Source organism: Bradyrhizobium sp. LB11.1 (genome assembly GCF_040549385.1).
In the GTDB taxonomy this organism is placed as follows: Bacteria; Pseudomonadota; Alphaproteobacteria; order Rhizobiales; family Xanthobacteraceae; genus Bradyrhizobium.
Map to the genome: position 1 here is coordinate 404,353 of NZ_JBEPTH010000004.1, position 23,934 is coordinate 428,286.

The 23,934-nt window shown below is 64.8% G+C and carries 18 protein-coding genes; 14 read left to right on the top strand and 4 right to left on the bottom strand.

Annotated elements, in window-relative coordinates:
* Positions 1-114 precede the first annotated feature (114 nt).
* From murC to ligA, 11 genes are all read left to right on the top strand, one after another.
* Positions 115-1,518: a UDP-N-acetylmuramate--L-alanine ligase gene (gene murC / locus ABIA96_RS13275; protein ID WP_354137493.1), complete on the top strand. Its 1,404-nt coding sequence runs from the start codon at positions 115-117 to the stop codon at positions 1,516-1,518.
* A gap of 4 nt (positions 1,519-1,522) precedes the next feature.
* Positions 1,523-2,443: a UDP-N-acetylmuramate dehydrogenase gene (gene murB, locus ABIA96_RS13280; RefSeq protein WP_354137494.1), complete on the top strand. Its 921-nt coding sequence runs from the start codon at positions 1,523-1,525 to the stop codon at positions 2,441-2,443.
* 29 nt (positions 2,444-2,472) lie between these two features.
* Positions 2,473-3,459, top strand: coding sequence for a D-alanine--D-alanine ligase family protein (locus tag ABIA96_RS13285; RefSeq protein WP_354137495.1), 987 nt, complete (start codon positions 2,473-2,475; stop codon positions 3,457-3,459).
* A gap of 173 nt (positions 3,460-3,632) precedes the next feature.
* A complete protein-coding gene (locus tag ABIA96_RS13290; RefSeq protein ID WP_354137687.1) occupies positions 3,633-3,842 on the top strand; it encodes a hypothetical protein in 210 nt (69 codons plus the stop codon).
* Complete coding sequence (locus ABIA96_RS13295) at positions 3,806-4,834, top strand: cell division protein FtsQ/DivIB (RefSeq protein ID WP_354137496.1); 1,029 nt, start codon at positions 3,806-3,808, stop codon at positions 4,832-4,834. Before ABIA96_RS13290 ends, ABIA96_RS13295 begins: the two co-directional genes overlap by 37 nt.
* Positions 4,831-6,153, top strand: coding sequence for a cell division protein FtsA (ftsA, locus tag ABIA96_RS13300; RefSeq protein WP_354137497.1), 1,323 nt, complete (start codon positions 4,831-4,833; stop codon positions 6,151-6,153). Before ABIA96_RS13295 ends, ftsA begins: the two co-directional genes overlap by 4 nt.
* An 87-nt stretch (positions 6,154-6,240) precedes the next feature.
* The gene (gene ftsZ, locus ABIA96_RS13305) at positions 6,241-8,019 is read left to right on the top strand and encodes a cell division protein FtsZ (protein WP_354137498.1); all 1,779 of its coding nucleotides are present in this window, start codon (positions 6,241-6,243) and stop codon (positions 8,017-8,019) included.
* Positions 8,020-8,382: 363 nt separating this feature from the next.
* On the top strand, positions 8,383-9,345 hold the full coding sequence (gene lpxC, locus ABIA96_RS13310; protein WP_354137499.1) for a UDP-3-O-acyl-N-acetylglucosamine deacetylase: 963 nt from the start codon (positions 8,383-8,385) through the stop codon (positions 9,343-9,345).
* A 244-nt stretch (positions 9,346-9,589) separates the two neighbouring features.
* Positions 9,590-10,477: an outer membrane protein assembly factor BamD gene (locus ABIA96_RS13315; RefSeq protein ID WP_354137500.1), complete on the top strand. Its 888-nt coding sequence runs from the start codon at positions 9,590-9,592 to the stop codon at positions 10,475-10,477.
* 24 nt (positions 10,478-10,501) lie between these two features.
* Complete coding sequence (recN, locus tag ABIA96_RS13320) at positions 10,502-12,175, top strand: DNA repair protein RecN (protein WP_354137501.1); 1,674 nt, start codon at positions 10,502-10,504, stop codon at positions 12,173-12,175.
* Positions 12,176-12,295: 120 nt separating this feature from the next.
* On the top strand, positions 12,296-14,443 hold the full coding sequence (gene ligA, locus ABIA96_RS13325) for an NAD-dependent DNA ligase LigA (RefSeq protein ID WP_354137502.1): 2,148 nt from the start codon (positions 12,296-12,298) through the stop codon (positions 14,441-14,443).
* Positions 14,444-14,559: 116 nt separating this feature from the next.
* On the opposite strand, the gene ABIA96_RS13330 is transcribed toward ligA, so the two are convergent.
* On the bottom strand, positions 14,560-15,837 hold the full coding sequence (locus tag ABIA96_RS13330; RefSeq protein ID WP_354137503.1) for a multidrug effflux MFS transporter: 1,278 nt from the start codon (positions 15,835-15,837) through the stop codon (positions 14,560-14,562).
* Positions 15,838-16,062: 225 nt separating this feature from the next.
* A complete protein-coding gene (locus ABIA96_RS13335) occupies positions 16,063-17,892 on the bottom strand; it encodes an aminopeptidase P family protein (RefSeq protein WP_354137504.1) in 1,830 nt (609 codons plus the stop codon).
* Positions 17,893-18,077: 185 nt separating this feature from the next.
* Here ABIA96_RS13335 and ABIA96_RS13340 point away from each other — a divergent pair, with 185 nt between their 5' ends.
* Positions 18,078-18,257: a hypothetical protein gene (locus ABIA96_RS13340; protein WP_354137505.1), complete on the top strand. Its 180-nt coding sequence runs from the start codon at positions 18,078-18,080 to the stop codon at positions 18,255-18,257.
* Positions 18,258-18,365: 108 nt separating this feature from the next.
* Here the strand turns inward: ABIA96_RS13340 and ABIA96_RS13345 are convergent, their stop codons facing one another.
* Entirely contained in the window at positions 18,366-19,253 is an 888-nt protein-coding gene (locus tag ABIA96_RS13345; RefSeq protein ID WP_354137506.1) for a 50S ribosomal protein L11 methyltransferase, read from the bottom strand.
* 164 nt (positions 19,254-19,417) lie between these two features.
* Between ABIA96_RS13345 and ABIA96_RS13350 the strand changes: the two genes are divergently transcribed.
* On the top strand, positions 19,418-19,573 hold the full coding sequence (locus ABIA96_RS13350) for a Flp family type IVb pilin (RefSeq protein ID WP_502918817.1): 156 nt from the start codon (positions 19,418-19,420) through the stop codon (positions 19,571-19,573).
* Between the two features lie 296 nt (positions 19,574-19,869).
* Here the strand turns inward: ABIA96_RS13350 and ABIA96_RS13355 are convergent, their stop codons facing one another.
* Entirely contained in the window at positions 19,870-21,480 is a 1,611-nt protein-coding gene (locus tag ABIA96_RS13355) for a phytoene desaturase family protein (protein WP_354137508.1), read from the bottom strand.
* Between the two features lie 170 nt (positions 21,481-21,650).
* Here ABIA96_RS13355 and ABIA96_RS13360 point away from each other — a divergent pair, with 170 nt between their 5' ends.
* Entirely contained in the window at positions 21,651-23,933 is a 2,283-nt protein-coding gene (locus tag ABIA96_RS13360; protein ID WP_354137509.1) for a spermidine synthase, read from the top strand.
* Position 23,934: the final 1 nt, after the last annotated feature.

A 23,934-nucleotide genomic window follows, 5' to 3' on the forward strand; every position in this document is an offset into this window, starting at 1 on the left:
AGCCCTTGTCTTCGCCTTCTAAAGCGGGGCATCCAGTAAGAACGGCGCGGCTGATTTGGCCGTGACCTTTGCCAGATGCCGCCTGCGCAAGGCGGCGAGGTCAGGGAACAGAGCATGAGACTGCCGCGCGAGATCGGCCCCATCCACTTCGTCGGGATCGGCGGGATCGGCATGAGCGGCATCGCCGAGGTGCTGCTCAATCTCGGCTACGCCGTGCAGGGCTCGGACGCCTCCGACAATTACAATCTCGACCGCCTGCGCAAGAACGGCGCGAAGGTGTCCGTCGGCCACAAGGCCGAGAATGTCGACGGGGCCGAGGTCGTTGTCGTGTCCACCGCGATCAAGCGCGACAATCCGGAATTGATGGCGGCGCGCGAGCGGCGCATTCCCGTGGTGCGCCGCGCCGAGATGCTGGCCGAATTGATGCGGCTGAAGAGCTGCGTCGCGATCGCCGGCACGCATGGCAAGACCACCACGACCACGATGGTCGCAACCCTGCTCGATGCCGGCGGGCTCGATCCGACCGTGATCAACGGCGGCATCATCAACGCCTATGGTTCCAACGCGCGTCTCGGCGCCGGCGACTGGATGGTGGTGGAGGCCGATGAGAGCGACGGCACGTTCCTGAAGCTGCCGACGGATGTGGCGATCGTCACCAATGTCGATCCTGAACACCTCGATCACTTCAAGACTTTTGACGCCGTGCAGGACGCGTTCCGCCATTTCGTCGAGAACCTGCCGTTCTACGGTTTTGCCGTGATGTGCATCGATCATCCGGTGGTGCAGAGCCTCGTCGGCAAGATCGAGGACCGTCGCATCATCACTTACGGCGCGAATCCGCAGGCTGATGTACGGCTGCTCGATCTCGCCCCAATGGGCGGCGGATCAAAATTCAAGGTCGCATTCCGCGATCGCAAGACCGGTGCGGTGCACGAGATCGCCGATCTCATGCTGCCGATGCCGGGTCGCCACAACGCCTCCAACGCGACGGCCGCGATCGCGGTCGCGCGCGAGCTTGGCGTATCCGATGAAGATATCCGCAAGGCGATCGCCGGCTTCGGCGGGGTCAAGCGGCGCTTCACCAAGACCGGCGAGTGGAACGGTATCACCGTGATCGACGATTACGGCCACCACCCCGTCGAGATCGCGGCGGTGCTGAAGGCCGCGCGGGAATCCAGCAATGGCAAGATCATCGCCGTGGTGCAGCCGCATCGGTACACCCGACTGCAATCGCTGTTCGAGGAATTCTGCACCTGCTTCAACGACGCTGATGCGGTGGTCGTCGCCGACGTCTATGCCGCAGGCGAGAGTCCGATCGACGGCGTGGACCGAGATCATTTCGTCGCAGGCCTGCGCGCGCACGGTCACCGCGAGGTGGTGCCGCTGCCGGGTGCGTCGGAGCTTGCGGGCATTGTCAAGGGCGTGGCGAAGTCGGGCGATCTCGTCGTGTGCCTCGGTGCGGGCAACATCACGCAATGGGCGTACGCGCTGCCGGATCAATTGAAGGCGCTGGGGTAGGGCGGTGAGCTTCCCCGACATCACGCCCTCGCTCAAAGCCGCGATGCCGGATCTTCGCGGGCGGCTGCTTGCCAACCAGTCTCTCGCCGAGCTCACCTGGTTTCGCGTCGGCGGTCCGGCGCAGGTGCTGTTCACGCCGGCGGACGAGGATGACCTCGCTTACTTCCTCGCCCATCTTGCAGGCGACATCCCGGTCTATGTCGTGGGTGTCGGCTCCAACCTGATCGTGCGCGATGGCGGCATTGCGGGCGTGGTGATCCGTCTTGCACCGCGCGCTTTTGGCGAGGCGGCTGCGAGCGGCGACGTCGTCATCGCGGGTGCGGCCGCGCTCGACAAGCGCGTCGCGGAGGTCGCGGCCTCTGCCGATATTGGCGGGCTCGAATTCTACGCCGGCATTCCCGGCACGATCGGCGGCGCGCTACGCATGAATGCGGGCGCCAATGGCGGCGAGACCAAGGACGTGCTGATCGAGGCGCGCGGCGTTGGACGCGACGGCGCGAAGCACATCTTCTCCATCGCTGACATGAAATTCGTCTACCGCAGCAGCGGCGTCGATCCCTCCATTATCTTCACCTCCGCGCGCTTTCGCGGCGCGATCAGGCATGCCGAGGCGATCCGCGCGCGGATGGCGGAGGTGCAGACCCACCGCGAGACCGCGCAGCCGATCCGCGAAAAAACCGGCGGCTCGACCTTCAAGAATCCCCCCGGCCATTCCGCCTGGAAGTTGGTCGATGCTGCCGGCTGTCGCGGTTTGCGCGTCGGGGGAGCGCAGGTCTCAGAGATGCATTGCAATTTCCTGATCAACACGGGCGATGCCACCGCACACGACATCGAGACGCTGGGCGAGACCGTGCGCGAACGTGTCAAGGCCAACTCCGGAATTGAGCTGCACTGGGAAATCAAGCGGATCGGGGTTTCCGCTTGAACGACAACGCAGACAGGCGACGAGAGAACATGCGCACCACCATCCTCTTTGGCGGCTCCAATCGAGAGCGTCTGGTTTCCGTCGCTTCAGCCCAGGCGCTGCATCAAGCTTTGCCCGAGTCCGATCTCTGGTTCTGGGACATCGAGGACAAGGTGCACGTCGTGCAGTCCAAGCAGCTGCTCGAACATTCTCGGCCCTTCGAGGACGAGTTCAAGCCGGGCACATCAGGAATTCCGCTGGCGCAGGCGCTCGACCAGGCCAAGGCGGAAGACCGCGTCCTCGTGCTCAGCCTGCATGGCGGATGCGCCGAGAACGGCGAATTGCAGGTGATGTGCGAGGCGCGCGGCGTGCCGTTCACCGGCTCGGGTTCGGCCTCTTCGCATCTCGCCTTCGACAAGATCGCGGCCAAGCGCTTTGCAGCGCTCGGCGGCGTCACACCGCCTGAGGGCATCGCGCTCGAGAATATCGACGACGCCTTCGCCGAATATGGAAGGCTGATCGCAAAGCCCGCGCGCGATGGATCGAGCTATGGCCTGATCTTCGTCAACGCCAGGCAGGATCTCGTCGCCGTCCGCAATGCGGCCAAGCACGAAGACTATGTGATCGAGCCCTATATCGCCGGCATCGAGGCGACCTGCGGCGTGCTGGAGCGCACCGATGGCTCGATCATCTCGCTACCGCCAATCGAGATCATTCCGGGCGAGGGCAGTTTCGACTACGCCGCAAAATATCTCCTGAAGTCGACCCAGGAGATTTGCCCCGGCCGCTTCACCGCAGAGGTCACCGCCGCGCTCAAGGCGCAGGCGATGCTGGCGCATCGCGCGATGTCCTGCACCGGCTATTCCCGCTCGGACTTCATCGTCACGGAGAAGGGGCTGGTCTATCTCGAAACCAACACGCTGCCCGGGTTGACCAAGTCCTCGCTCTACCCCAAGGCGCTGAAAGCCGAAGGCATCGCGTTCGTCGACTTCCTCCGCGACCTGATCGAGCTGGCGGTGCGGCGAGTGGGGAAATAGTTAGGATTGGTTAACGGCTGAACGGGTGAAACGGCCGGTTTGGGCCCCAAAACCGGTAAAATGCCGGATATCGTGACATAACTGCCTCACACGGCTGGGCAAAAAGCATCTCCCGTTAACGAAGTTTACCTTTTGTTTACCAGGACATCCGAAGGTTAACGCTGGCGGCGCATATGGCGTTTTGGCTGCCGGTGCGTGAACCGTTTCGGATGTATTCGATCGGCGAACGCTTTGAAGGGGAGCGGTTTCTTCAGCCGAAGACCATCACCCGGCCCGGCACGACCGAGACGTCATGTTCGCCAGGACCCGCGCGGTGTCGCGGGCAAACTGTTGACGAGCTCGTGCAATGGATGGTGCAGGAAGCCTCACCCGGTCGTTTTTGAGATCGCTGAGGCCCCAAACTGACCTGAAGGCGGCCGCTATCGGAGCGGTCGTGCTTCTGCGCGAGTGGGTACAGGACAGGCGTGAGGACAAAAGCTCCGCCGCCAAGGAAAAGATCAAGCAGAAGGCCAAGGCCAAGGCCATCGTCGAACGCGAGCCGCCGCCGCGCGCTGTCGCGCTGGTCGAGCGCTATCTGCCGCGCCGGGTCGGGATCAGCATGACCGTGCTGCTGCTGATAGGCAGCTGCGGCCTCGGCATCGTCAAAGGCGGCCATCTCCAGGATTTCGTCACCGCCGTCAGCGACGCGCGCAACGCCATGGCCAATTCGGCCGGCTTCCGCATCACCTCGGTCGTGATCAACGGCCGCAAGCAGCTCAGCCAGGACGAGATCCTCGCGGTCGGTGGCGTCAGCGGCCGCTCGTCGCTGTTGTTCCTCGATGCCGACGACGTCCGCGACAAGCTCAAGGCCAATCCCTGGATCGCGGATGCGACCGTGCTGAAGCTCTATCCGGGCCAGCTCATGATCGAGATCACCGAGCGCAAGGCGTTCGCGCTGTGGCAGGAAGCCGGCCGGCTCTCCGTCATCGCCGACGACGGCGCGCTGCTCGAACCCTATGTCTCGCGCAGGTTCCTGTCGCTGCCGCTCGTGGTCGGGAAGGGCGCCGACACGCAGGCCCGCGACTTCCTCGCGCTGCTCGCCCGCTATCCGCAGGTGAACTCGGTGACGAAAGCCGCGATCTATGTCGGTGAACGGCGCTGGAACCTCAGACTGAAGGACGGCCTCGACATCCGCCTGCCCGAGCAGGATGTCGGTAACGCACTCGCCGCGCTCTCGAAGCTCGACAAGGACGACAGGCTGTTCTCGAAGGACATCGTCGCGATCGACATGCGCCTGCCCGACCGTCTGGTGGTGCAGCTGTCCGATGACGCCGCCAAGGCGCGCGAGGACCTCTTCAAGGACAAGAAGAAAAAGAAGGCCGGGGACGCCGCATGACCGGTCTTGATCGCACCCAGACGCCGAAGACGCGCCAGATCCCGCACAAGCGCGGCGGTCTCGTCGCCTGCCTCGACATCGGCACCAGCAAGATCGCCTGCATGATCGCGCGGCTGAAGCCGTCGGCGCCGAGCGAAGCGCTGGGCGGCCGGACCCATGCGGTCGAACTGATCGGTTACAGCCAGATCCAGTCGCGCGGCATGAAGGCCGGCGCGGTGGTCGATCTTGGTGAATGCGAGCAGGCGGTGCGCCAGGCCGTCGGGCTCGCCGAGAAAATGGCCAAGGTGCGGGTCGAGTCCGTGTTGCTGTCGGTCTCCGGCGGTCGCCTCGCGGGCCAGCTGGTCGAGGCCGCAGCCGATATCCGCGGCGGCGCGGTGACGCCGGCCGATGTCAGCCGTGTCACCTCCACCGGCATGCGCCACGCTACCGGCGAGGGCCGCACCGTGCTGCATGCGCTGCCGGTCGGCTACACGCTGGATGGCGTCAAGGGCATTCGCGATCCCCGCGGCATGGTCGCGCATCAATTCGGCGTCGACATGAACGTCGTCACCTGCGACGCCACCGTGGCGCGGAATCTGATGCTGGCGGTGGAACGCTGCCATCTCAACGTCGAAGCCATGGCGGCGAGCCCCTACGTGGCCGGCCTGTCGGTGCTGACCGACGACGAGGCCGATCTGGGCGCCGCCGTGGTCGAGATGGGGGCGGGTACCACCACGATCGCGGTCTATTCCGGCGGCCGCTTCGTGCATGCGGCCGGATTTGCGGTCGGCGGGCAACACCTCACGATGGATCTCGCGCGTGGACTCTCGGCGACCATTGCCGATGCCGAGCGAATCAAGACCTTATACGGCACCGTCCTCACCGGCGGATCGGACTCGCGTGAGCTGATGTCTGTACCGACGGCCGGTGACGAGCAGGATCTGCCGCAAATCGTTTCGCGCGCCACCATCGCCAACATCGTCAAGCACCGTGCCGAGGAAGTCTTCGAAATGGTTCGGGACAAGCTGAAGGATTCGCCCTTCGCGGCAGAGCCCAACGGCCGTGTCGTGCTCTCGGGCGGCGCCTCGCAGCTCACCGGTCTCGTCGAGCTCGGTACACAGATTCTCGGCCGGCCCGTGCGGGTCGGACGTCCGCTCGGTTTTGGCCGGCTGCCCAACGAGGCGAAGAACGCCGCGTTCGCGGTGCCGGCCGGACTTCTCGTCTACCCGCAATATGTTCACCACGAGCATGTCGAACCGCGGCATACGCGGCAGCAGGTCAAGACAGGGACGGGCGGTTATTTTGGAAAGGTCGGACGATGGCTACGCGAGGGCTTCTGATGAACCGGTTCCGCAATCTTCGAATTTCACCAACTCCCGCGGCCGCCGGCCGGGGCGAACCCACGCGCGCGTGATCGAGAGGCAAACATGACCATCAGCATCAACGTTCCTGATATTCACGAGTTGAAGCCCCGCATCACCGTGTTCGGCGTCGGCGGCGCTGGCGGCAACGCCGTCAACAACATGATCACGGCCGGCCTCCAGGGCGTCGACTTCGTGGTCGCCAACACCGATGCGCAGGCGCTGACGATGTCGAAGGCGCAGCGCATCGTGCAGATGGGGACGGCCGCCACGCAAGGCCTCGGCGCAGGTTCGCAGCCGGTCGTGGGCGCGGCCGCGGCGGAAGAGGTGATGGACGAGCTTCGCGACCATCTCTCCGGCGCCAACATGGTGTTCGTCACCGCCGGCATGGGCGGCGGCACCGGCACCGGTGCAGCGCCCGTCATCGCCAAGATCGCGCGCGAGATGGGCATCCTCACCGTCGGCGTCGTGACCAAGCCCTTCCACTTCGAAGGCGGCCGCCGCATGCGCACTGCTGAGGCCGGCATCAACGAGCTGCACAAGGTCGTGGATACGCTCTTGATCATCCCGAACCAGAACCTGTTCCGGGTCGCCAACGAGAAGACCACCTTCGCTGACGCCTTCGCGATGGCCGACCAGGTGCTGTACTCCGGCGTTGCCTGCATCACCGACCTGATGGTGAAGGAAGGCCTGATCAACCTCGACTTCGCCGACGTCCGCGCCGTCATGCGCGAGATGGGCAAGGCGATGATGGGCACGGGCGAAGCCTCCGGCGACAAGCGCGCGCTGACTGCCGCTGAAGCTGCGATCGCCAACCCGCTGATCGATGATAGTTCGATGAAGGGCGCCAAGGGCCTCCTGATCTCGATCACCGGCGGCAAGGACCTGACCCTGTTCGAGGTCGACGAAGCCGCCACCCGGATCCGCGAGGAAGTCGACCAGGATGCCAACATCATCGTCGGCGCTACCTTCGACGAAGCGCTCGACGGTCTGATCCGCGTCTCGGTCGTCGCCACCGGCATCGAGCAAGACGCGATCGCCCGCAGCAGCAAGGGCACCAGCGTTCCCGTCGCGAACGCCGCGCCGCAACAGGTGCAGCAGGCTCCCGCTGTTCCGGCCGCCGCTGCCGAGAGTCGTCTCGCCGACCTGACCGCACGCCTCCGCGCCGACAACCAGCGCATGGCCGAACGCGCCCAGAAGCAGGAAGGGCAGGTTCCGGCCGCCGCAGCCCGTCCCAATGTCGAGCGTGCGGCGCTTGCCGCCATCGCGGCTGCCGTTGCCGACGTCCCGCATTCGCCCGCGCCGATGCAGACCTACGGCGACGTTACCGTCCGCCCGATCGCCCAGAAGCCCACGCTGTTCCCGGAGCCGGAGCAGGCGCCGATGGCCATGCATGAGCCGATGACGCCGGAAACCTTCATTCCACCGCAGGCCGAGCGTGCGCCGGTGCGTGCGCCGCGGATGCCGCGTATCGAGGAGCTGCCGATGCCGGCCCAGGCCGAGATTCGTCAGGCCCGTGGCGAGGTCGAGGACGAGACGCCGCAAAAGACCCGTCTGTCGCTGCTCCAGCGCCTCGCCAATGTCGGCCTCGGCCGTCGCGACGAGGAGACCGAGGCCCCGATCGCGGCCCGCACCACGGGTCCCGCCATGCCTGTGCTGCCAGAGCGCAAGCCGCAGCGGACGGTCCAGCAGCAGATCGCAGCCAGCGAGCCGGTGTCCGAATACGCCCGCCGGCCCGCGCCCCAGGGTCTCGACGCCCATGGCCGCCCCGCGCCTGTTGCGCCGGCGCCACAGGGCGACGACCATCTTGATATCCCGGCCTTCCTGCGGCGGCAGGCGACCTGAGAATTGTTACAATACGGCAGACGAAAAAAGGTCCCGGCGGGAAGCTTGCCGGGACCTTTCCTTTTGTCCCGTGCAGATCCGGATTGCACGTTCAAGCAACTGATTTTAAATCATTAATTACCTGTTCGGTGCTTCAGTAAAGCTGCCGATAACGACCCCAAAACTCGGCGCAATTTGGTTAAGCCTTGGCGCGAATACGGCAGGTTTGGGGTAACAATCGGTAAAAAAGCGTGAGTTGGCGCCGTTTGAGGCAGTGACTATGGTTCAGCGTGACTTGGGGATACGGAGATTCGGACGGTCGATCTCAATCGATCAGTCGGGTTTAGTATAAGTCGCAATGGGTCGTAGTGGGGCGGGTTCCTGATGAAATTTAGCCGGCAAACAACGCTTCGTGCGCAAGCCACCGTGGCCGGCGTCGGCGTTCATTCCGGTCTTCCCGTCACCCTCACGCTTGGACCTGCACCTGTCGATGCAGGTTTTATTTTTGTCCGTACCGGCCTCGAGGGATGTGACCGCGAAGTTCAGGCGACCGCCGAGCAGGTGATCGCGACCGATTTCGCGACTGTCCTTGGCGATCGCAGTGGTCCGCTGGTTTCCACCGCGGAGCACGTGCTGGCCGCGCTGCGGGGCATGGGTGTCGACAATGCCACCATCGAGATCGACGGTCCGGAAGTGCCGATCATGGACGGCAGCGCTGCTGCCTTCATCGCCGCGATCGATCAGGCCGGCATCGTCAACCAGCCGGCGCAGCGCCGGTTCATCCAGGTTTTGAAGCCGGTCTCGGTTAAGGTCGGCGACTCCTTCGGTGAGATCCGGCCCTACGCCAACGGCTTCCGTGCCGAGGTCGAGATCGACTTCACCAATCCCGTCATCGGCCAGCAGAGTTACGCCTTCGATCTCAGCCCGGAGCGCTTCCGCCGCGAAGTCGGTCGTGCCCGGACGTTTGGTCTGATGGGCGATGTCGCGCGGCTCTGGAGCGCGGGCTATGCGCTCGGCGCCTCCTTCGAAAACACCGTCGTGTTCGACGACGAGCGGCTGCTCAACACCGAGGGCCTGCGCTATGCCGACGAATGCGCCCGCCACAAGGTGCTGGACGTCATCGGCGATCTCGCGCTGGCCGGCCTGCCGCTGCTTGGCGCCTATCGCTCGGTGCGTGGCGGCCACAAGCTCAACCACGCCGTTCTGACCGCGTTGCTCGCCGACCGTACCGCTTGGCGGGTGGTCGAGGGCGAGGTGGCCCGCCGCACCACGCGTCCCGTGGTCGAGGTCGGCAGCGGCATCGTCGGCGGCCGGATCGCGGCTGCCTACGGGCCGGACGTGTCCTGAACGCCTGTTACCGCAGGCAGCCAAGCGGGATTTTATCCGGGAAACTCCTGGTAACCATGATCGACTAGGATTGCGGCGATTTCGCCTTAATCCGGGCGGAATGCGTGCCTATCCGGTAGGTTAACAATCGATTTTCGGTTACACCGACGTGGTCGCACGGCAGGCACCACGGTCACATTTCGCGCCCGTGACGGGGATCATGGGCTGGCGGGCACTGCATCACAGGGCGTCAGGTCTCAAATTCATGTCGGCACAGCGTATGACGCGCGGATATCTTTCAATTTCACCGCGAACCCGTGGGCTGCTGCAGGCCGCAACGCTCTTCCTGCTCGCGTTGCCGCTGGCCGGCTGCGGCACCGGCGCGCTCTGGGACAAGTTCACCAACAAGGACGACACCTTCGCCGAGGAGCCTGCCGACAAGATCTACAATGAGGGCTTGTACCTCATGAACGAAAAGAAGGACATGAAGGCGGCGAACAAGAAGTTCGAAGAGGTCGACCGCCAGCATCCCTACTCCGACTGGGCGCGCAAATCGCTGCTGATGTCGGCCTACGCGTCCTACCAGGGCGGCGACTATGACAGCTGCATCGGCGCTGCCACCCGCTACGTCACCCTGCATCCCGGCAGCCCGGACGCCGCTTACGCGCAGTATTTGATCGCCGCCTCGCATTACGATCAGATTCCGGACATCAACCGTGACCAGGGCCGCACCGAGAAGGCGATCGCCTCACTGGAAGAGGTGGTGCGCAAATATCCGACGTCCGAATATGCGACTTCCGCCAAGGCCAAGATCGAGGGCGCGCGCGACCAGCTCGCCGGCAAGGAAATGAGTGTCGGACGCTACTACATGCAGAAGCGCGACTACACGGCCGCGATCAACCGCTACAAGGCGGTGGTGACGCAGTACCAGACCACGCGCCACGTCGAGGAAGCGCTCTACCGTCTCACCGAGTCCTATATGGCGATCGGCATCGTCGGCGAGGCCCAGACCGCAGCCGCCGTGCTCGGGCATAATTTTCCCGACAGCCGGTGGTACAAGGACGCCTATAATCTTGTAAAATCCGGTGGTCTCGAGCCGAGCGAGAATCAGGGGTCCTGGATTAGCCGGACCTTCAAGAAGATTGGCCTCTAGGTCTCGGCTAGGAAATCTGGTTCCATGCTGGCGCGTCTGTCGATCCGTGACATCGTCCTGATCGAACGGCTCGATATCGAATTCGCCACCGGACTTGCGGTTTTGACCGGCGAGACCGGTGCGGGCAAATCCATCCTGCTCGATGCCTTTGCGTTGGCGCTCGGCGGCCGCGGCGACGCCGGCCTTGTGCGCCATGGCGCGGAGCAGGGGCAGGTCACGGCCGTCTTCGATATCCCGAAGAATCACCCTGCGACGAAGATACTGGCCGAGAACGGGCTGGACGATACCGGCGAGATGATTCTCCGCCGCGTGCAACTCGCCGACGGCCGCACCCGCGCCTTCATCAACGACCAGTCGATCAGCGTGCAGACGCTGAAGGCAGTCGGCGCCGCGCTGGTCGAGATCCACGGCCAGCATGACGAGCGCGCGCTGGTCGATGCAGCCACCCATCGCCAGCTCCTCGATGCTTTCGCGGGCCTCGAAAAGGATGTCGCAGCCGTCGAAGCGCTCTGGGACGCGCGCCGCATCGCCAATACCGAGCTGGAAGCGCATCGCGCCGGCATGGAGCGGGCCGCGCGCGAAGCGGACTATTTGCGCCACGCCTCCGATGAGCTGAAGCATCTCGCGCCCAAGGACGGCGAGGAGACCTCGCTGGCGTCTCGGCGCACTACCATGATGCAGGGCGAGAAGATTGCCTCCGATTTGCGCGAGGCGCAGGAGGCCGTCGGCGGCCACCATTCGCCGGTCGCAACCTTGTCGGCCGCCGTGCGCCGGCTCGAGCGCCGCGGCGTCAACTCGCCCGCGCTGGTCGAGCCCGCGGTGAAGGCAATCGATATCGCAATCAACGCGCTGGAAGAGGCGGACCAGCATCTCCAGGCGGCGCTTGCCGCAACCGATTTCGATCCGGGCGAGCTCGAACGCATCGAGGAGCGGTTGTTCGCGTTGCGCGCCGCCTCGCGCAAATATTCGACGCCGGTCGATGGCCTGGCGGCACTTGCCGCCAAATACGCCGCCGACGTCGTGCTGATCGATGCCGGCGCCTCGCGCTTGAGGAAGCTGGAGCAGGCCGCGATCGAGGCGGATGCACGCTATGCGTCGGCCGCCAAGAAGCTGTCGCTGGTGCGGCAGAAGTCCGCAGAAAAGCTCAACAAGTCCGTCAACGCCGAGCTCGCGCCGCTCAAGCTCGAACGCGCCAAATTCATGACCCAGGTCGCGACTGACGAGGCCGCGCCCGGGCCACAAGGCTTCGATCGGGTCGAGTTTTGGGTGCAGACCAACCCCGGCACCAAGGCGGGGCCGATGATGAAGGTCGCGTCGGGCGGCGAGCTCTCGCGCTTCCTGCTGGCGCTGAAGGTTGTGCTGTCCGACCGCGGCTCGGCGCCGACGCTCGTCTTCGACGAAATCGATACCGGAGTGGGCGGCGCGGTCGCGGATGCCATCGGCGCGCGGCTGGCGCGGCTCGCCGGCAAGGTTCAGGTGATGGCCGTGACCCACGCCCCGCAGGTCGCCGCCCGCGCCGACCAACATCTGCTGATCTCCAAGGATGCGCTGGACAAGGGCAAGCGCGTCGCCACCCGCGTCAACGCGCTGGCCGCCGACCATCGCCGCGAGGAAATCGCCCGCATGCTCGCCGGCGCCGAGATCACCGCCGAGGCGAGGGCGGCCGCGGACCGGCTGCTCAAGGCGGCGACGGCATAGCGGTGTGTCCCGGACGCGCGCAGCGCGAGCCGGATCCCATGACGTCGCTGCCTTGCATAGGGGGAATAAAGAGCCCAATCCGCCTTTACCCTCCCGCCCGCTCCGTCGTATCCAAGCACAATGGCAAGAGCAGCAAAACCCAAACCGCTTCGTGACGTCGCCGACCTCACCAGGGCGCAGGCCAAGGTCGAGCACATGCGGCTGTCGCTCGAAATCGAGGGACACAACGAGCGCTATTACCAGGACGATGCGCCTGTAGTGACCGATGCGGAGTACGACGCCCTGCGTCAGCGCTTCAACGCGATCGAAAAACGCTTTCCGGAATTCGTCAGCGCGGAATCGCCGTCGCAGAAGGTCGGTGCCGCGCCGTCGGGGCGCTTTAAAAAGGTGCGGCATTCCGTTCCGATGCTGTCGCTCGACAACGCCTTTGCCGAAGACGACGTGCGCGACTTCGTCGGTCGCATCGTGCGCTTCCTGAAGCTTGATGACGATAAAATCAGTTTCTCAGCCGAGCCGAAGATCGACGGCCTGTCGATGTCGCTGCGTTACGAGGGCGGCGAGCTCGTCACCGCGGCGACGCGCGGAGACGGCGCGGAGGGCGAGGACGTCACCGCCAACATTCGCACGCTCGAAGACGTGCCGCAGAAGCTGAAAGGCCGCAACGTCCCCGACATTTGCGAGGTGCGCGGCGAGATCTACATGACCAAGAAGGCGTTCCTCGCGCTCAACGAGCGGCAGAAGGCGGCCGGCGACACTATCTTCGCCAACCCGCGCAATTCGGCCGCAGGCTCGTTGCGGCAGAAGGATCCGACCATCACCGCCTCGCGTCCGCTTGGCTTCTTCGCCTATGCCTGGGGCGAGATGAGCGCGATGCCCGAGGATACACAGAGCGATATGATTCACTGGTTCGAGCACTGCGGCTTCAAGACCAATCCCCTGACCAAACTGTGTCACTCCGTCGAGGAGCTGATCGCGTTCCACCAGAAGATCGAGGAGGAACGCGCAAAACTCGACTACGACATCGACGGCGTCGTCTACAAGGTCGACCGCCTGGACTGGCAGGAGCGGCTTGGCTTCGTCTCGCGCACGCCGCGTTGGGGCATCGCGCACAAATTCCCCGCCGAACGCGCCATGACGGTGCTCCGCGACATCGAGATCCAGGTCGGGCGTACCGGCTCGTTCACGCCGGTCGGCAAGCTCGAGCCGATTGGCGTCGGCGGCGTGATCGTGCAGAACGTCACGCTGCACAACGAGGACTACATCAAGGGCATCGGCAACAAGGGCGAGGTGTTGCGCGAAGGGCGCGACATCAGGATCGGCGACACTGTCGTGATCCAGCGCGCCGGCGACGTGATCCCGCAGATCGTCGACATCGTCCTCGACAAGCGACCAAAGAGCGCCAGGGAATACGACTTCCCGAAGAAGTGCCCGTGCCCGCTGCACACCGACGTCGTGCGCGGGGAGACGGCCGCCGGCGAAGAGGAATCCCGCGCCCGTTGCACCGGCGAGTTCGCCTGCCCCTACCAGAAGATCGAGCACCTCAAGCTGTTCGTGTCGCGGCGCGCGTTCGACATCGATGGTCTCGGCGAGAAGCAGCTGCAGTATTTCTTCGATGAGGGATGGGTGAAGGAGCCCGCCGACATCTTCACGCTGGAGAAGCGCAACGCAAAGCTCAAGCTCGAAGAGATCGAGGGCTACGGCGCGACCTCGGTGCGCAACCTGTTCGGCGCCATCGAGAGCAGGCGCAAAATCGCGCTGGAGCGCTTCGTCTATGCGCTCGGCATGCGTCATGTCGGCGAGACCACGGCGCTCGCACTCGCGCGCGGCTATGGCTCCTGGGATGCCTTTCACGATGCCTGCCTCAAGGTCGCCAAGGGCGACGAGGAGGCGATGGCGGAAATGGACGCGCTGGACCAGATCGGCGACACCGTGATCAAGAGCATCGCCGATTATTTTGGCGAGAGCCACAATCGCGGCATCGTCGAGCGGCTGACGAAAGAGGTCGAGATCGTCGACGCCGAGAAGCCCAAGAGCAACTCCGCCGTCGCCGGCAAGACGGTGGTTTTCACGGGCTCGCTGGAGAAGATGACGCGCGACGAGGCCAAGGCGACCGCGGAGCGGCTCGGCGCCAAGGTCTCGGGCTCGGTGTCGAAGAAGACCGATGTCGTCGTCGCCGGCCCCGGTGCGGGCTCGAAGCTGGCGGAGGCCAACAAGCACGGCGTCAAGGTATTGACCGAGGACGAGTGGCTGACGCTGATCGGGGAGTGAGCTCTCTCCTCGTCATTGCGAGGAGCTCTTGCGACGAAACAATCCAGGCTGTCACCGCGAAGAGATTCTGGATTGCTTCGCTTTCGCTCGCAATGACGGGGAGGGCGTACTGCCCCTTACATCATCCCGGTCTCTTCCTCCTCCGCCTGTTCGATCAATTCCTCGCTCACGACCATTTCGCGGCGGGGGACGACGAAGATCATCGTGCAGGCGCAGAGCAGCGAGACCGCAAGCACCGCGGAAGTAAGCGGCAGCGTCGTTGCCGAGTGGCCGCCGAGATAGGCGCCGAATTGCGACATCAGCGCGCCGATCCCTTGCTGGAGGAAGCCCATCGCGCCTGACGCGGTGCCGGCGGCTTCGGGGCGGATGCTGATGGCGCCGGCGGCGGAGTTCGCCATCACGAAGGCATTGCCGACCATCACGATCATCTGCGTGCCGAACAGCCAGGCCGGCGCCTCATTCCAGCCGGCAAAGCTCCAGAGCAGGTTCAACAGGCTGCCGCAGAGTTGCAGGCCGAGCCCGAACCAGATCAGCTTCTGGAGCGAGTGCCGCGGCGCGAAGCGCACGCAGAGCAGGTTGCCGACCAGATACGCAAATCCCGTCGTGGCGAACCAGGCGCCGTATTCGGCGCTGGTCCGACCCATTTGTGTCACGACGATATAGGGGCCGCCGCCCGCAAAGGTGAAGATGATCTGGGACGCCAGCACCTGGCACATGACATAGCCGATGAAGGCGCGGCTCCGGATCAGCATGCCAACGTCGCCGCGAAAGCCGCCACTGCCGACCGCGCGGTCGCGACGCGTCTCGGGTAGCGCGATCGCGATACCGACCGCGACCGCCAGCGCACCGATCGTGACGGCGTAGAAGATCGCGCGCCAGCCGAACGCGGTCTCGATCAGACCACCGGTGAGCGGCGAGACCATCTGGCCGATCATCAGGGCCGCAACCACGAGGCTGATCATGGAGGCGACGCGATCGCGCTCGTAGATGTCGCGGATGATGGCGCGGCTGACCACCATGCCGGAGGCGCCGCCGAGCGCCTGGAAGAAGCGCGCTGCGATCAGCTGTGGCAGGGTTTCGGCGAAGATGCAGGCGACGCTGGCCGCGACCATCAGCGCGAGGCCGGAGAGCAGCACAGGGCGCCGGCCGAACTTGTCCGACAACGGTCCCATGATGAGCTGCGACAGCGCGATGCCGACCATGTAGAGCGACGCCGTCATCTGCGCGATCGAGATGTCGCGCCCGAACGTCGTCGCCAGCACGGGGAGCGCCGGAACCAGGATGTAGAGCGAGATCGGCGCGATCCCGGTCATGACGACCAGCAGCAGCAACATCACGCGCGAGGTCGCGATGTTCGCTGCCGTTCCCGGCGGCTTGCTGATCATGCCGTGCATGCGTGTCCGTCTCTCGAATTCGAACCCGACTGTAGCGTGCTCGCACGAGACGGATATCGGCGTTTCGGAATGCGGCTATACTGATTTCGGGACTGTTATAATAGCGGTGCACGGGAAGCCGTTGTTTTACGGAGAAGCGCCATGAGGAACGCGCCAGGCCGGCCGTGATCGCGGGTGAAGGCCACTCAGCCTTGCGCCAATCGCGTAGCGCTATGCGGGCGCGGTCTAAGCCTTCAGCTCCGCCGTGGCCTGATCGAGCCAGGCCTTCGTCGCCTCGTCCAGCGCAGGTCCCACCTCGGCGCGGACGCGCGCGTGATAGGCGTTGAGCCAGACGAGCTCGTCGCGGCTCAGCATCGCCGTGTCGATCAGCCGGCGGTCGATCGGCGCAAGGGTCAGCGTCTCGAACGCGTTCATCGATTTCTCGGCGCCCTTGATATCGGCGGCGATCACCAGTTCGAGATTCTCAATGCGGATGCCAAAGCCGTCGGTCTTGTAATAGCCGGGCTCGTTGGAGAGGATCATGCCGCGCTTCAGCGGTGTGGTGCCGAGCTTCGAGATCCGCGCCGGTCCTTCGTGCACCGAAAGATAGCTGCCGACGCCGTGGCCGGTGCCGTGCTCGAAATCGACGCCGGCAGCCCAGAGATATTGCCGCGCAAGCGTGTCGAGCTGCGCGCCGGTGGTGCCGTCGGGAAACACCGCGCGCGCGATCGCGATATGGCCGCGCAGCACGCGGGTGAAGCGGTCGCGCATCTCCTCCGTCGGCTCGCCCACCGCCATGGTGCGCGTGACGTCGGTGGTGCCGTCTTCATATTGTGCGCCGGAATCGATCAGCAGCAGGTCGCCGGGCGCGATCCGCCGGTTGCTCTTGCGGGTGACGCGGTAGTGCACGATGGCGCCGTTCGGACCGGTGCCGGAGATGGTCGGGAACGACACGTCCTTCAGCGCGCCGGTGTCACGGCGGAAGGTCTCCAGCGCCTCGACCGCGTCGATCTCGGTTAGCTTGCCGCTTGGCGCCTCGCGATCGATGAAGGCGAGGAAACGCGCCAGTGCAATTGCGTCGCGCCGGTGCGCCGTCTGCGTGCCCTTGATCTCGGTCGCGTTCTTCACGGCCTTGAGCAGCGCAATCGGATCGCTGCCGCGCACCGGCCTGCCGCCGCCGCCCGCGATCAACCGGCTCAGCGCGTCAGCCGCTGTGGCGTTGTCGAGCGCGATCACCGCGCCGCTCTTGGCGAGCGCCATCAGCGTCGGCGTCAGCGCGTCGGGCTGGCGCACGTCGGCTGATTGCTCGAGGTGGTCACGCGTCAGATTTGAGAGCTTGCGATGGTCGATGAACACGGTCGGCCGGCCGACCTTGGGCACCACCGCGTAGGACAGCGGCAGCGGCGTGTGTGCGACGTCGGCGCCGCGGATGTTGAAGGTCCAGGCGACCGCATGGCTGTCTGACAGCACCAGCGCGTCGGCGCTTAATTTCTCGATCTCGCTCTTGATCTGGGCCACCTTCTCGGTCTCGGCGACGCCGGCATATTGCAGGCCGTGGATCGCGACCGGCGCAACCGGGGCTTGAGGCCGGTCCTGCCAGACCGCGTCGATGGGATTGCTGTCGACCGCGACCAGTTCGGCACCGGCCTTGGCGCAGGCGGCAGAGAGGCGTTCTGCTGCCGCAAAAGTGTGCAGCCACGGATCAAATCCTAGGCGATCACCCGATTTGAGATGCGACGAGACCCAGCTTTCCGGTGGCGGATCGATCAGCGATTCCACCGCCCACGCCTTGGCGTCGACCTGCTTGGCCGCCTGAATCGTGTAGCGGCCATCGACGAACAATGCGGCCTCGTGGGTCAGCACCACCGCAAGCCCCGCCGAGCCGGTAAAGCCGGTCAGCCACGCGAGCCTCTCCTCGGAGGGCGCCACATACTCATTCTGCTGCTGATCGGCGCGCGGAATGACGAAGCCGGTCAGCTTGCGGCGGGCGAGTTCTTCACGGAGCGCAGCCAGGCGTGCCGTCAATGCGACGCCGGCCTCGGGCTCCTCGAATGTCTGGAAGTGCGCTTCGAACATGGCTCAGTTTAGGAGCAAGGAGATCAGTCCGCAATGTAGACGCATTTGAGGTCGCATCTGGCATGGACTGTGCTTGAAAATGTTCCATTCGAATTGAGTGGAGTAAAGGGTGCGGCTGTTGCGCTTCGTCCGGATAACAGGGAAATTCGAGCAAGTGGTTCATCTCAAGGGCGAGGGGACACACGATGCCAGCGTTTTCCTTTGAGAAGATTTCGCCGCCGGTGCGCCGCGCACCCGCGGCAACGACACCGAAGAAGCCGCGTGGCCTCATCAATCAGATGATGGACCGCGTCGCCGAGCGCCGCGCGAGGCGAGCCTTGCAGGACAAGGGCGCGATGCGCCAGGACGACAAGCCGGCGGAGTAGGCTGCGTTGACGGTCTCCTGGGGGGCAAAGGCGCAAAGCGCCGTGCCCACCATCTTTCCCGGATTCGCTGACGAAATGGTGGGCACGTTTGCGCTTTGCCCACCCTTGCTATGAGAGTTTCCTGAGCAACAGGCTGCTCCACCCCTCGATCCGCAGATGCCGGAGCGGCACGAGGCCGCGTGCGCGGTAGGCGGCGATCACGGCGGGGGCCTGGCGGGTCAACAGGCCGGAGAGGATGACGCGGGCCCCCGGCGCAAGATGCCGGACCATCGGGCCCGCCAATTGCCGCAGCGGATTGGCCAGGATGTTGGCCAGCACCAGGTCGAATGGGCCGCTTGTGCCAAAATCCGGCGCGGCAAAGCCGGTGGCCCGGATCACCCGCACATATTGACCGGCTTCGTTCAGGGCCGCGTTCTCGGCCGCGACACGCACCGACGGCGCGTCGATGTCTGAGGCGAGCACCGCGCGATGCAGCGCTTTGGCTGCCGCGATCCCCAGCACGCCCGTTCCGGTACCGAGGTCGAGCACCCGCTTCGGCCGCGCGTGTTTCAGGACATGGTCAAGCAGAAGTAAACAGCCACGCGTGGTACCGTGGTGGCCGGTTCCGAACGCGAGCGCTGCCTCGATCTCGATGGCGAGCTTGTTTGGCGCCACGCTATCGCGGTCGTGGCCACCATGGACGACGAAGCGCCCGGCCGGCACCGGGACGAGATCCTCCAGGCTCGCCTTGACCCAGTCCTTGGCCTCGATCGTGTCGAAAGCCAGCGTCGCGGCGATGTCATTTCCTGCTGAAGTTGCAACGAGTTCGCGAAGCCATTCCTGATCCGGCGCCTCGGCGAAATGCAGCGTGACGTGCCATTGCCCGTCCGGCCGCTCGAACCCTGCGACCGCCGCATCACCGTCGAAAAGGACCTCTGTGAGCAGGTCGACGACACGCTTGGCGGCAGCCTCGTTTCCGATCGGAAAGCTGGCGCGATGGGTGGGCAAAAGCTGCATTCTTGGGTTCCGCCAGGTTCAATTTCAGGAACTTTGTTCCCAATTTTCCGTATAACTTGCAGTTCCCGGATTAACTAGACCGTAGGTTGTTGGCCGTAGATTTCCGGATGTTGGAACCAACCAACACACCCTGAAATGGAAAATGGAGGCAAGTCTTGAAGCGCATGGTTTCGAAGTTCTGGTCCAACGAGTCCGGTGCGACCGCGATCGAATACGGCCTGATCGCGGCTGGTATCGCGCTGGCAATCATCACCGTGGTGAACGGCCTGGGCACCGCGATGAACGACAAGTTCGGTTCGATTAGCAGCTCCTTGAAGTAATTTCTGCCTCCCATTTCCCAGCGGGGGCTACTTTCTTCATGGACGGCTTCTTCGACAAGCGCCCGCTGGGGGAATTGCCCCCTGGCGGGCGAAGTCGTTTTGGGGGGCAAGCGACGTCGTTATTGCTGCCCACGGCGGTCCGCTTGTGATCCGCAGGGCGGTCCACCGGCTTATACCCCGGCTATCCACTCCCTTCTCCACAGCTTTGATCCGGGCTTGTACCAAGCGGCCGCGCCACTCCTCCGCAGCTTTACCACAGCTCTGCCAACAGGCCTGTCCACAGCCCATCCACAGACCTATCCACGGCTTGCGAACAGGCCGCGGTGATCTCGCAAGATCGCCTGCGCGGCGTTGTGGCCGGGGGCGCCGGTGACACCGCCGCCGGGATGGGCGCCGGAGCCGCAATGGTAGAGGCCTTTCAGCGGCCCGCGATAATCGGCATGACCCAGCATCGGTCGCGCCGAGAACAACTGGTTCAAGCTCAATGCGCCGTGGAAGATGTCGCCGCCGAGCAGGCCGAATTGCCGCTCGAGATCGAGTGGGGAGAGGATCTGGCGGCCGCGCACGCTCGCCGCAAAGCCGGGTGCGTAGCTGTCCACCGTTGCGACCATGAGATCGGCGACCTCGTCGCGATGGTCGTCCCAGGATTTTCCGTCGGGCAGCTCAGGCGCGACGTGCTGGCAGAACAGGCTCGCGACGTGTTGTCCCGCAGGCGCGAGCGTGTCGTCGAGGGTCGAGGGGATCAGCATCTCGACGATCGGCTGTCGGCTCCAGCCCTGCGCCCGCGCATCGAGATACGCGCGGTCCATATAGCCGAGGCTCGGCGCCAGGATGATGCCGGAGGTAAGATGATCGCCGTCGCCCGGCAGCGCCGTGAAGGAAGGCAGGCGATCCAGCGCCACGTTCATGCGGAAGGTGCCGGAGGCGTTCTTCCAGTGGCGGATACGGGCGAGGAAATCCACCGGCAGCGCGTCGGCTGCGACCAGCCGCGTGTAGAGCAGCTTTGGATTGACGTTGGCCGCGACATATTTCGCGCGAATGGTCTCGCCGTTCTCCAGCGCCACGCCGACGGCGCGGTCGCGCTCGACGATCACTTCGCGCACGCCGGCATCGGTGTCGATCGTGACGCCGCGACCGCGCGCGGCGCGCGCCATCGCCTGCGTGATCGCGCCCATGCCGCCGATGGCGTGGCCCCAGACGCCCTTCTTGCCGTTCACCTCGCCAAAGGCGTGGTGCAGCATCACATAGGCCGAGCCGGCCGCGTAAGGGCTCGCATAATTGCCGACGATGGCATCGAAGCCGAACAGCGCCTTGACGAGATCGTGCTCGAACCGCTCGTCCAGCATCTCGCCGGCCGAGCGGGTGAAGAGATCGAGCAGGCTGCGACTCTGCTCCAGCGTCAGGCCGCGCAGGATGTTGGCTGTGGTCAGCGCGTTCGCGGCCTCGCGGATCGCGCCAACGCCAAAGCTGGCGAGCAGGTTCGGCGGCGCGCGCAGCACGAACTGCCGCAGCACGTCGGCGATGTCTTCCAGTTCGCGCGAAAACCCGTCGAACACATCGGCATCGCGTGCGCTGAGCCGCGCGACGGACGCCTTGGTCCGGCCCTCGCCGGTGAGGAGATAGGTGCCATCGGGCGCAGGCAGAAAATTCTGTGCGCGCCGCTCGACTACGCGAAGGCCCTGCTCGGCGAGGCCGAGATCGCGGATGACCTGCGGGTTGAGCAGGCTCACGGTGTAGGCCGCGACTGAGTTGCGGAAGCCCGGGTGAAACTCCTCCGTGACCGCGGCACCACCGACCACCTTGCGGCGCTCGACGACGTGGACGCGCAGGCCCGCCATCGCGAGATAGGCCGCGCAAGTGAGGCCGTTATGGCCAGCGCCGATGATGACGACGTCGGTTTCAGTCATGAAGGCTCGAGCTGTTCCTTTGAGGACGGTCCGTCGGACCTGATCCGAAATGACACCTGTATATCAAGCATTCCTTCCTGCAACATCACGAGACCATTTATTGCCCGTTCAGGCGCGGTGTGCTCCATTGCGCGCGCCCGGCGCTCGCCCGGGGGTAAGCCGGAGCTTCCATGGATTCGATCGTGCAACCCGCCGCCACGGAGCAGCCGTCCTCGTCGCGCAACCGGCTGCTGCTGACGGTCTATACCGCCGCGATCTTCGTCAGCGCGCTCCTGCTGTTCTCGGTGCAGCCGCTGTTCACGAAAATGGTGCTGCCGCGACTCGGCGGCTCGCCGGCGGTGTGGTCGGTTGCGATGGTGTTCTTCCAGTCGCTGCTGCTGGCGGGCTATGCCTACGCGCATCTCCTCATGCAGATCAAGAACCGCGTGGTTCCGGTCGTGGTGCATCTCGTGCTCCTGATCGCGGCCTTCGTGACACTGCCGCTCGGCATCGCCAGCGCCTATGGCGAGCCGCCCAGTGCCGGCTACGCGTTCTGGCTGCTCGGTCTGTTCGTGATGTCGATCGGGCTGCCGTTCTTCGCGCTCGCCGCCAACAATCCGCTGCTGCAAGCCTGGTTCGTTCGCACCGGCCATCCCGACGGCCGCGATCCTTACTTCCTCTATGCCTCCTCCAACATCGGCAGCTTCCTCGCGCTGTTGTCCTATCCGTTCCTGCTGGAGCCGATCTTCACACTGCACACGCAGAACCGGCTCTGGACCGGCGGCTATGGCGTCCTGATTCTTCTGATAGCGGCCTGTGGCGTGCTCTTGCTACGCTCGCCAAAGCTGGCTGTAGCCGATGTGCAAGCGGAAGAAGCTAATGCGCCGGCGCCAACCCTGGTGACGCGGCTACGCTGGATCTTCCTCGCCGCGGTGCCGTCGGGCCTGCTCATCGCGGTGACTGCGCACATCTCGACCGACGTCGCGGCGGCGCCGCTGCTGTGGGTGCTGCCGTTGTCGCTCTACCTTCTGACCTGGGTGGTGGTGTTCCAGTCGCGGCCGCTGTTGCCGCACAAATGGATGCTGATGCTGCAGCCGGTCGCGATCGCGGGAATCATCTTCCTGCTGGCCTTCGGCGGCGAACAGAATCTGCTGCTGACGCTCGGCGGCCATCAATTGTGCTTCTTCGTCATCGCCATGGCCTGCCATGGCGAGTTGGCGCGGACCCGGCCGGCGGCCAAGTATCTCACCGGCTTCTATGTCGCGCTGTCGTTCGGCGGCATGGTCGGCGGCCTCTTTGCTGGCCTCGTCGCGCCATTCACCTTCTCATGGATCGCCGAATATCCGATCCTGGTCGCGCTCGCCGCGCTGTGCCGGCCATCGGCGAACGAGCGTCTTGCGGGTATCGTCAAATGGTACTGGCTCGCGCTTGCCGTGCTCGCGGTGGCGCTGGTTGCGCCGTCTTACATGACAGGGGATCTTTCGACCTGGTTTGAGGACCACCGCGTCTGGATCGCCTGCGCCGTCGGCGTGCTCGCAGCGCTTCTGGCGCTCGCACTCAATGCCGATCGCTGGAAGATATTTGTCACCGTCGCGCTGGCGCTGGCCTTGACGCGGATCTATCCGGCTGACGAAGGCCGCGTTACAACGGTGCGCAGCTTCTTCGGCGTGCACAAGATCGTGGTGACGCCGGGCGGCTATTTCCACGTGCTGATGCATGGCACCACGATTCACGGTGCGGAGCGCTTCCTTAACAATGACGGCACGCCCGTCACCGGCCGGCCCGAGCCGATCACCTATTACCACAAGGACGGCGGCATCGGTCAGGCCATCACCGCGATCCGCGAGCGCAAGGGCGCGCCGTTGAAAGTCGCGGCGATCGGCGTCGGATCGGGCACGCTCGCCTGCGCCGCCGAGCCTGGTGAGGATTGGAAGTTCTTCGAGATCGACCAGAGCATGGTTGATGCCGCACGCGATCCAAAAAACTTCCGCTACATCTCGAGCTGCCAGCCGGACCTGAAGCCGGTGATCGGGGATGCGCGTCTCACCTTCGCGAGGGAGCCCGACGGTGTCTACGACCTCATCATCGTCGATGCCTATTCGTCGGATGCGATCCCGATTCATCTTGCGACCGAAGAAGCGATGAAGATCTACAAGGACAAGCTCGCCCCGCACGGCGCCGTGGTGATGCACGTTTCCAACCGGCACCTCGACCTCGAGCCCGTCGTGGTCGGCATTGCCGATGCCAACGATCTGAAGAGCTGGGTCTATGACGAGGATTCGGGCCGCGACGCCGACTACATTTTCTCGACCGACGTCGTCATCTCCGCGCGCGAGGCTGATGACGTCGGCAAGCTGGCGTCCTCCAAGCAGTGGGAGGAAACCGACGCCGACGAGAAGGTGCGGGTCTGGACCGACGACTATTCCAACATCCTCGGCGCGCTGTACCGGCGTCTGCGGTACGGGGAGCAGTAAA

What these genes read in the sequence shown, in the direction of transcription:
- murC (WP_354137493.1), top strand. Translation starts at nt 115, where the DNA reads ATGAGACTGCCGCGCGAGATCGGCCCCATCCACTTCGTCGGGATCGGC.
- ABIA96_RS13285 (WP_354137495.1), top strand. Translation starts at nt 2,473, where the DNA reads ATGCGCACCACCATCCTCTTTGGCGGCTCCAATCGAGAGCGTCTGGTT.
- ABIA96_RS13290 (WP_354137687.1), top strand. Translation starts at nt 3,633, where the DNA reads ATGGCGTTTTGGCTGCCGGTGCGTGAACCGTTTCGGATGTATTCGATC.
- ABIA96_RS13295 (WP_354137496.1), top strand. Translation starts at nt 3,806, where the DNA reads ATGGATGGTGCAGGAAGCCTCACCCGGTCGTTTTTGAGATCGCTGAGG.
- ftsA (WP_354137497.1), top strand. Translation starts at nt 4,831, where the DNA reads ATGACCGGTCTTGATCGCACCCAGACGCCGAAGACGCGCCAGATCCCG.
- ftsZ (WP_354137498.1), top strand. Translation starts at nt 6,241, where the DNA reads ATGACCATCAGCATCAACGTTCCTGATATTCACGAGTTGAAGCCCCGC.
- lpxC (WP_354137499.1), top strand. Translation starts at nt 8,383, where the DNA reads ATGAAATTTAGCCGGCAAACAACGCTTCGTGCGCAAGCCACCGTGGCC.
- ABIA96_RS13315 (WP_354137500.1), top strand. Translation starts at nt 9,590, where the DNA reads ATGTCGGCACAGCGTATGACGCGCGGATATCTTTCAATTTCACCGCGA.
- recN (WP_354137501.1), top strand. Translation starts at nt 10,502, where the DNA reads ATGCTGGCGCGTCTGTCGATCCGTGACATCGTCCTGATCGAACGGCTC.
- ligA (WP_354137502.1), top strand. Translation starts at nt 12,296, where the DNA reads ATGGCAAGAGCAGCAAAACCCAAACCGCTTCGTGACGTCGCCGACCTC.
- ABIA96_RS13330 (WP_354137503.1), bottom strand. Translation starts at nt 15,837, where the DNA reads ATGCACGGCATGATCAGCAAGCCGCCGGGAACGGCAGCGAACATCGCG.
- ABIA96_RS13335 (WP_354137504.1), bottom strand. Translation starts at nt 17,892, where the DNA reads ATGTTCGAAGCGCACTTCCAGACATTCGAGGAGCCCGAGGCCGGCGTC.
- ABIA96_RS13340 (WP_354137505.1), top strand. Translation starts at nt 18,078, where the DNA reads ATGCCAGCGTTTTCCTTTGAGAAGATTTCGCCGCCGGTGCGCCGCGCA.
- ABIA96_RS13345 (WP_354137506.1), bottom strand. Translation starts at nt 19,253, where the DNA reads ATGCAGCTTTTGCCCACCCATCGCGCCAGCTTTCCGATCGGAAACGAG.
- ABIA96_RS13350 (WP_502918817.1), top strand. Translation starts at nt 19,418, where the DNA reads ATGGTTTCGAAGTTCTGGTCCAACGAGTCCGGTGCGACCGCGATCGAA.
- ABIA96_RS13355 (WP_354137508.1), bottom strand. Translation starts at nt 21,480, where the DNA reads ATGACTGAAACCGACGTCGTCATCATCGGCGCTGGCCATAACGGCCTC.
- ABIA96_RS13360 (WP_354137509.1), top strand. Translation starts at nt 21,651, where the DNA reads ATGGATTCGATCGTGCAACCCGCCGCCACGGAGCAGCCGTCCTCGTCG.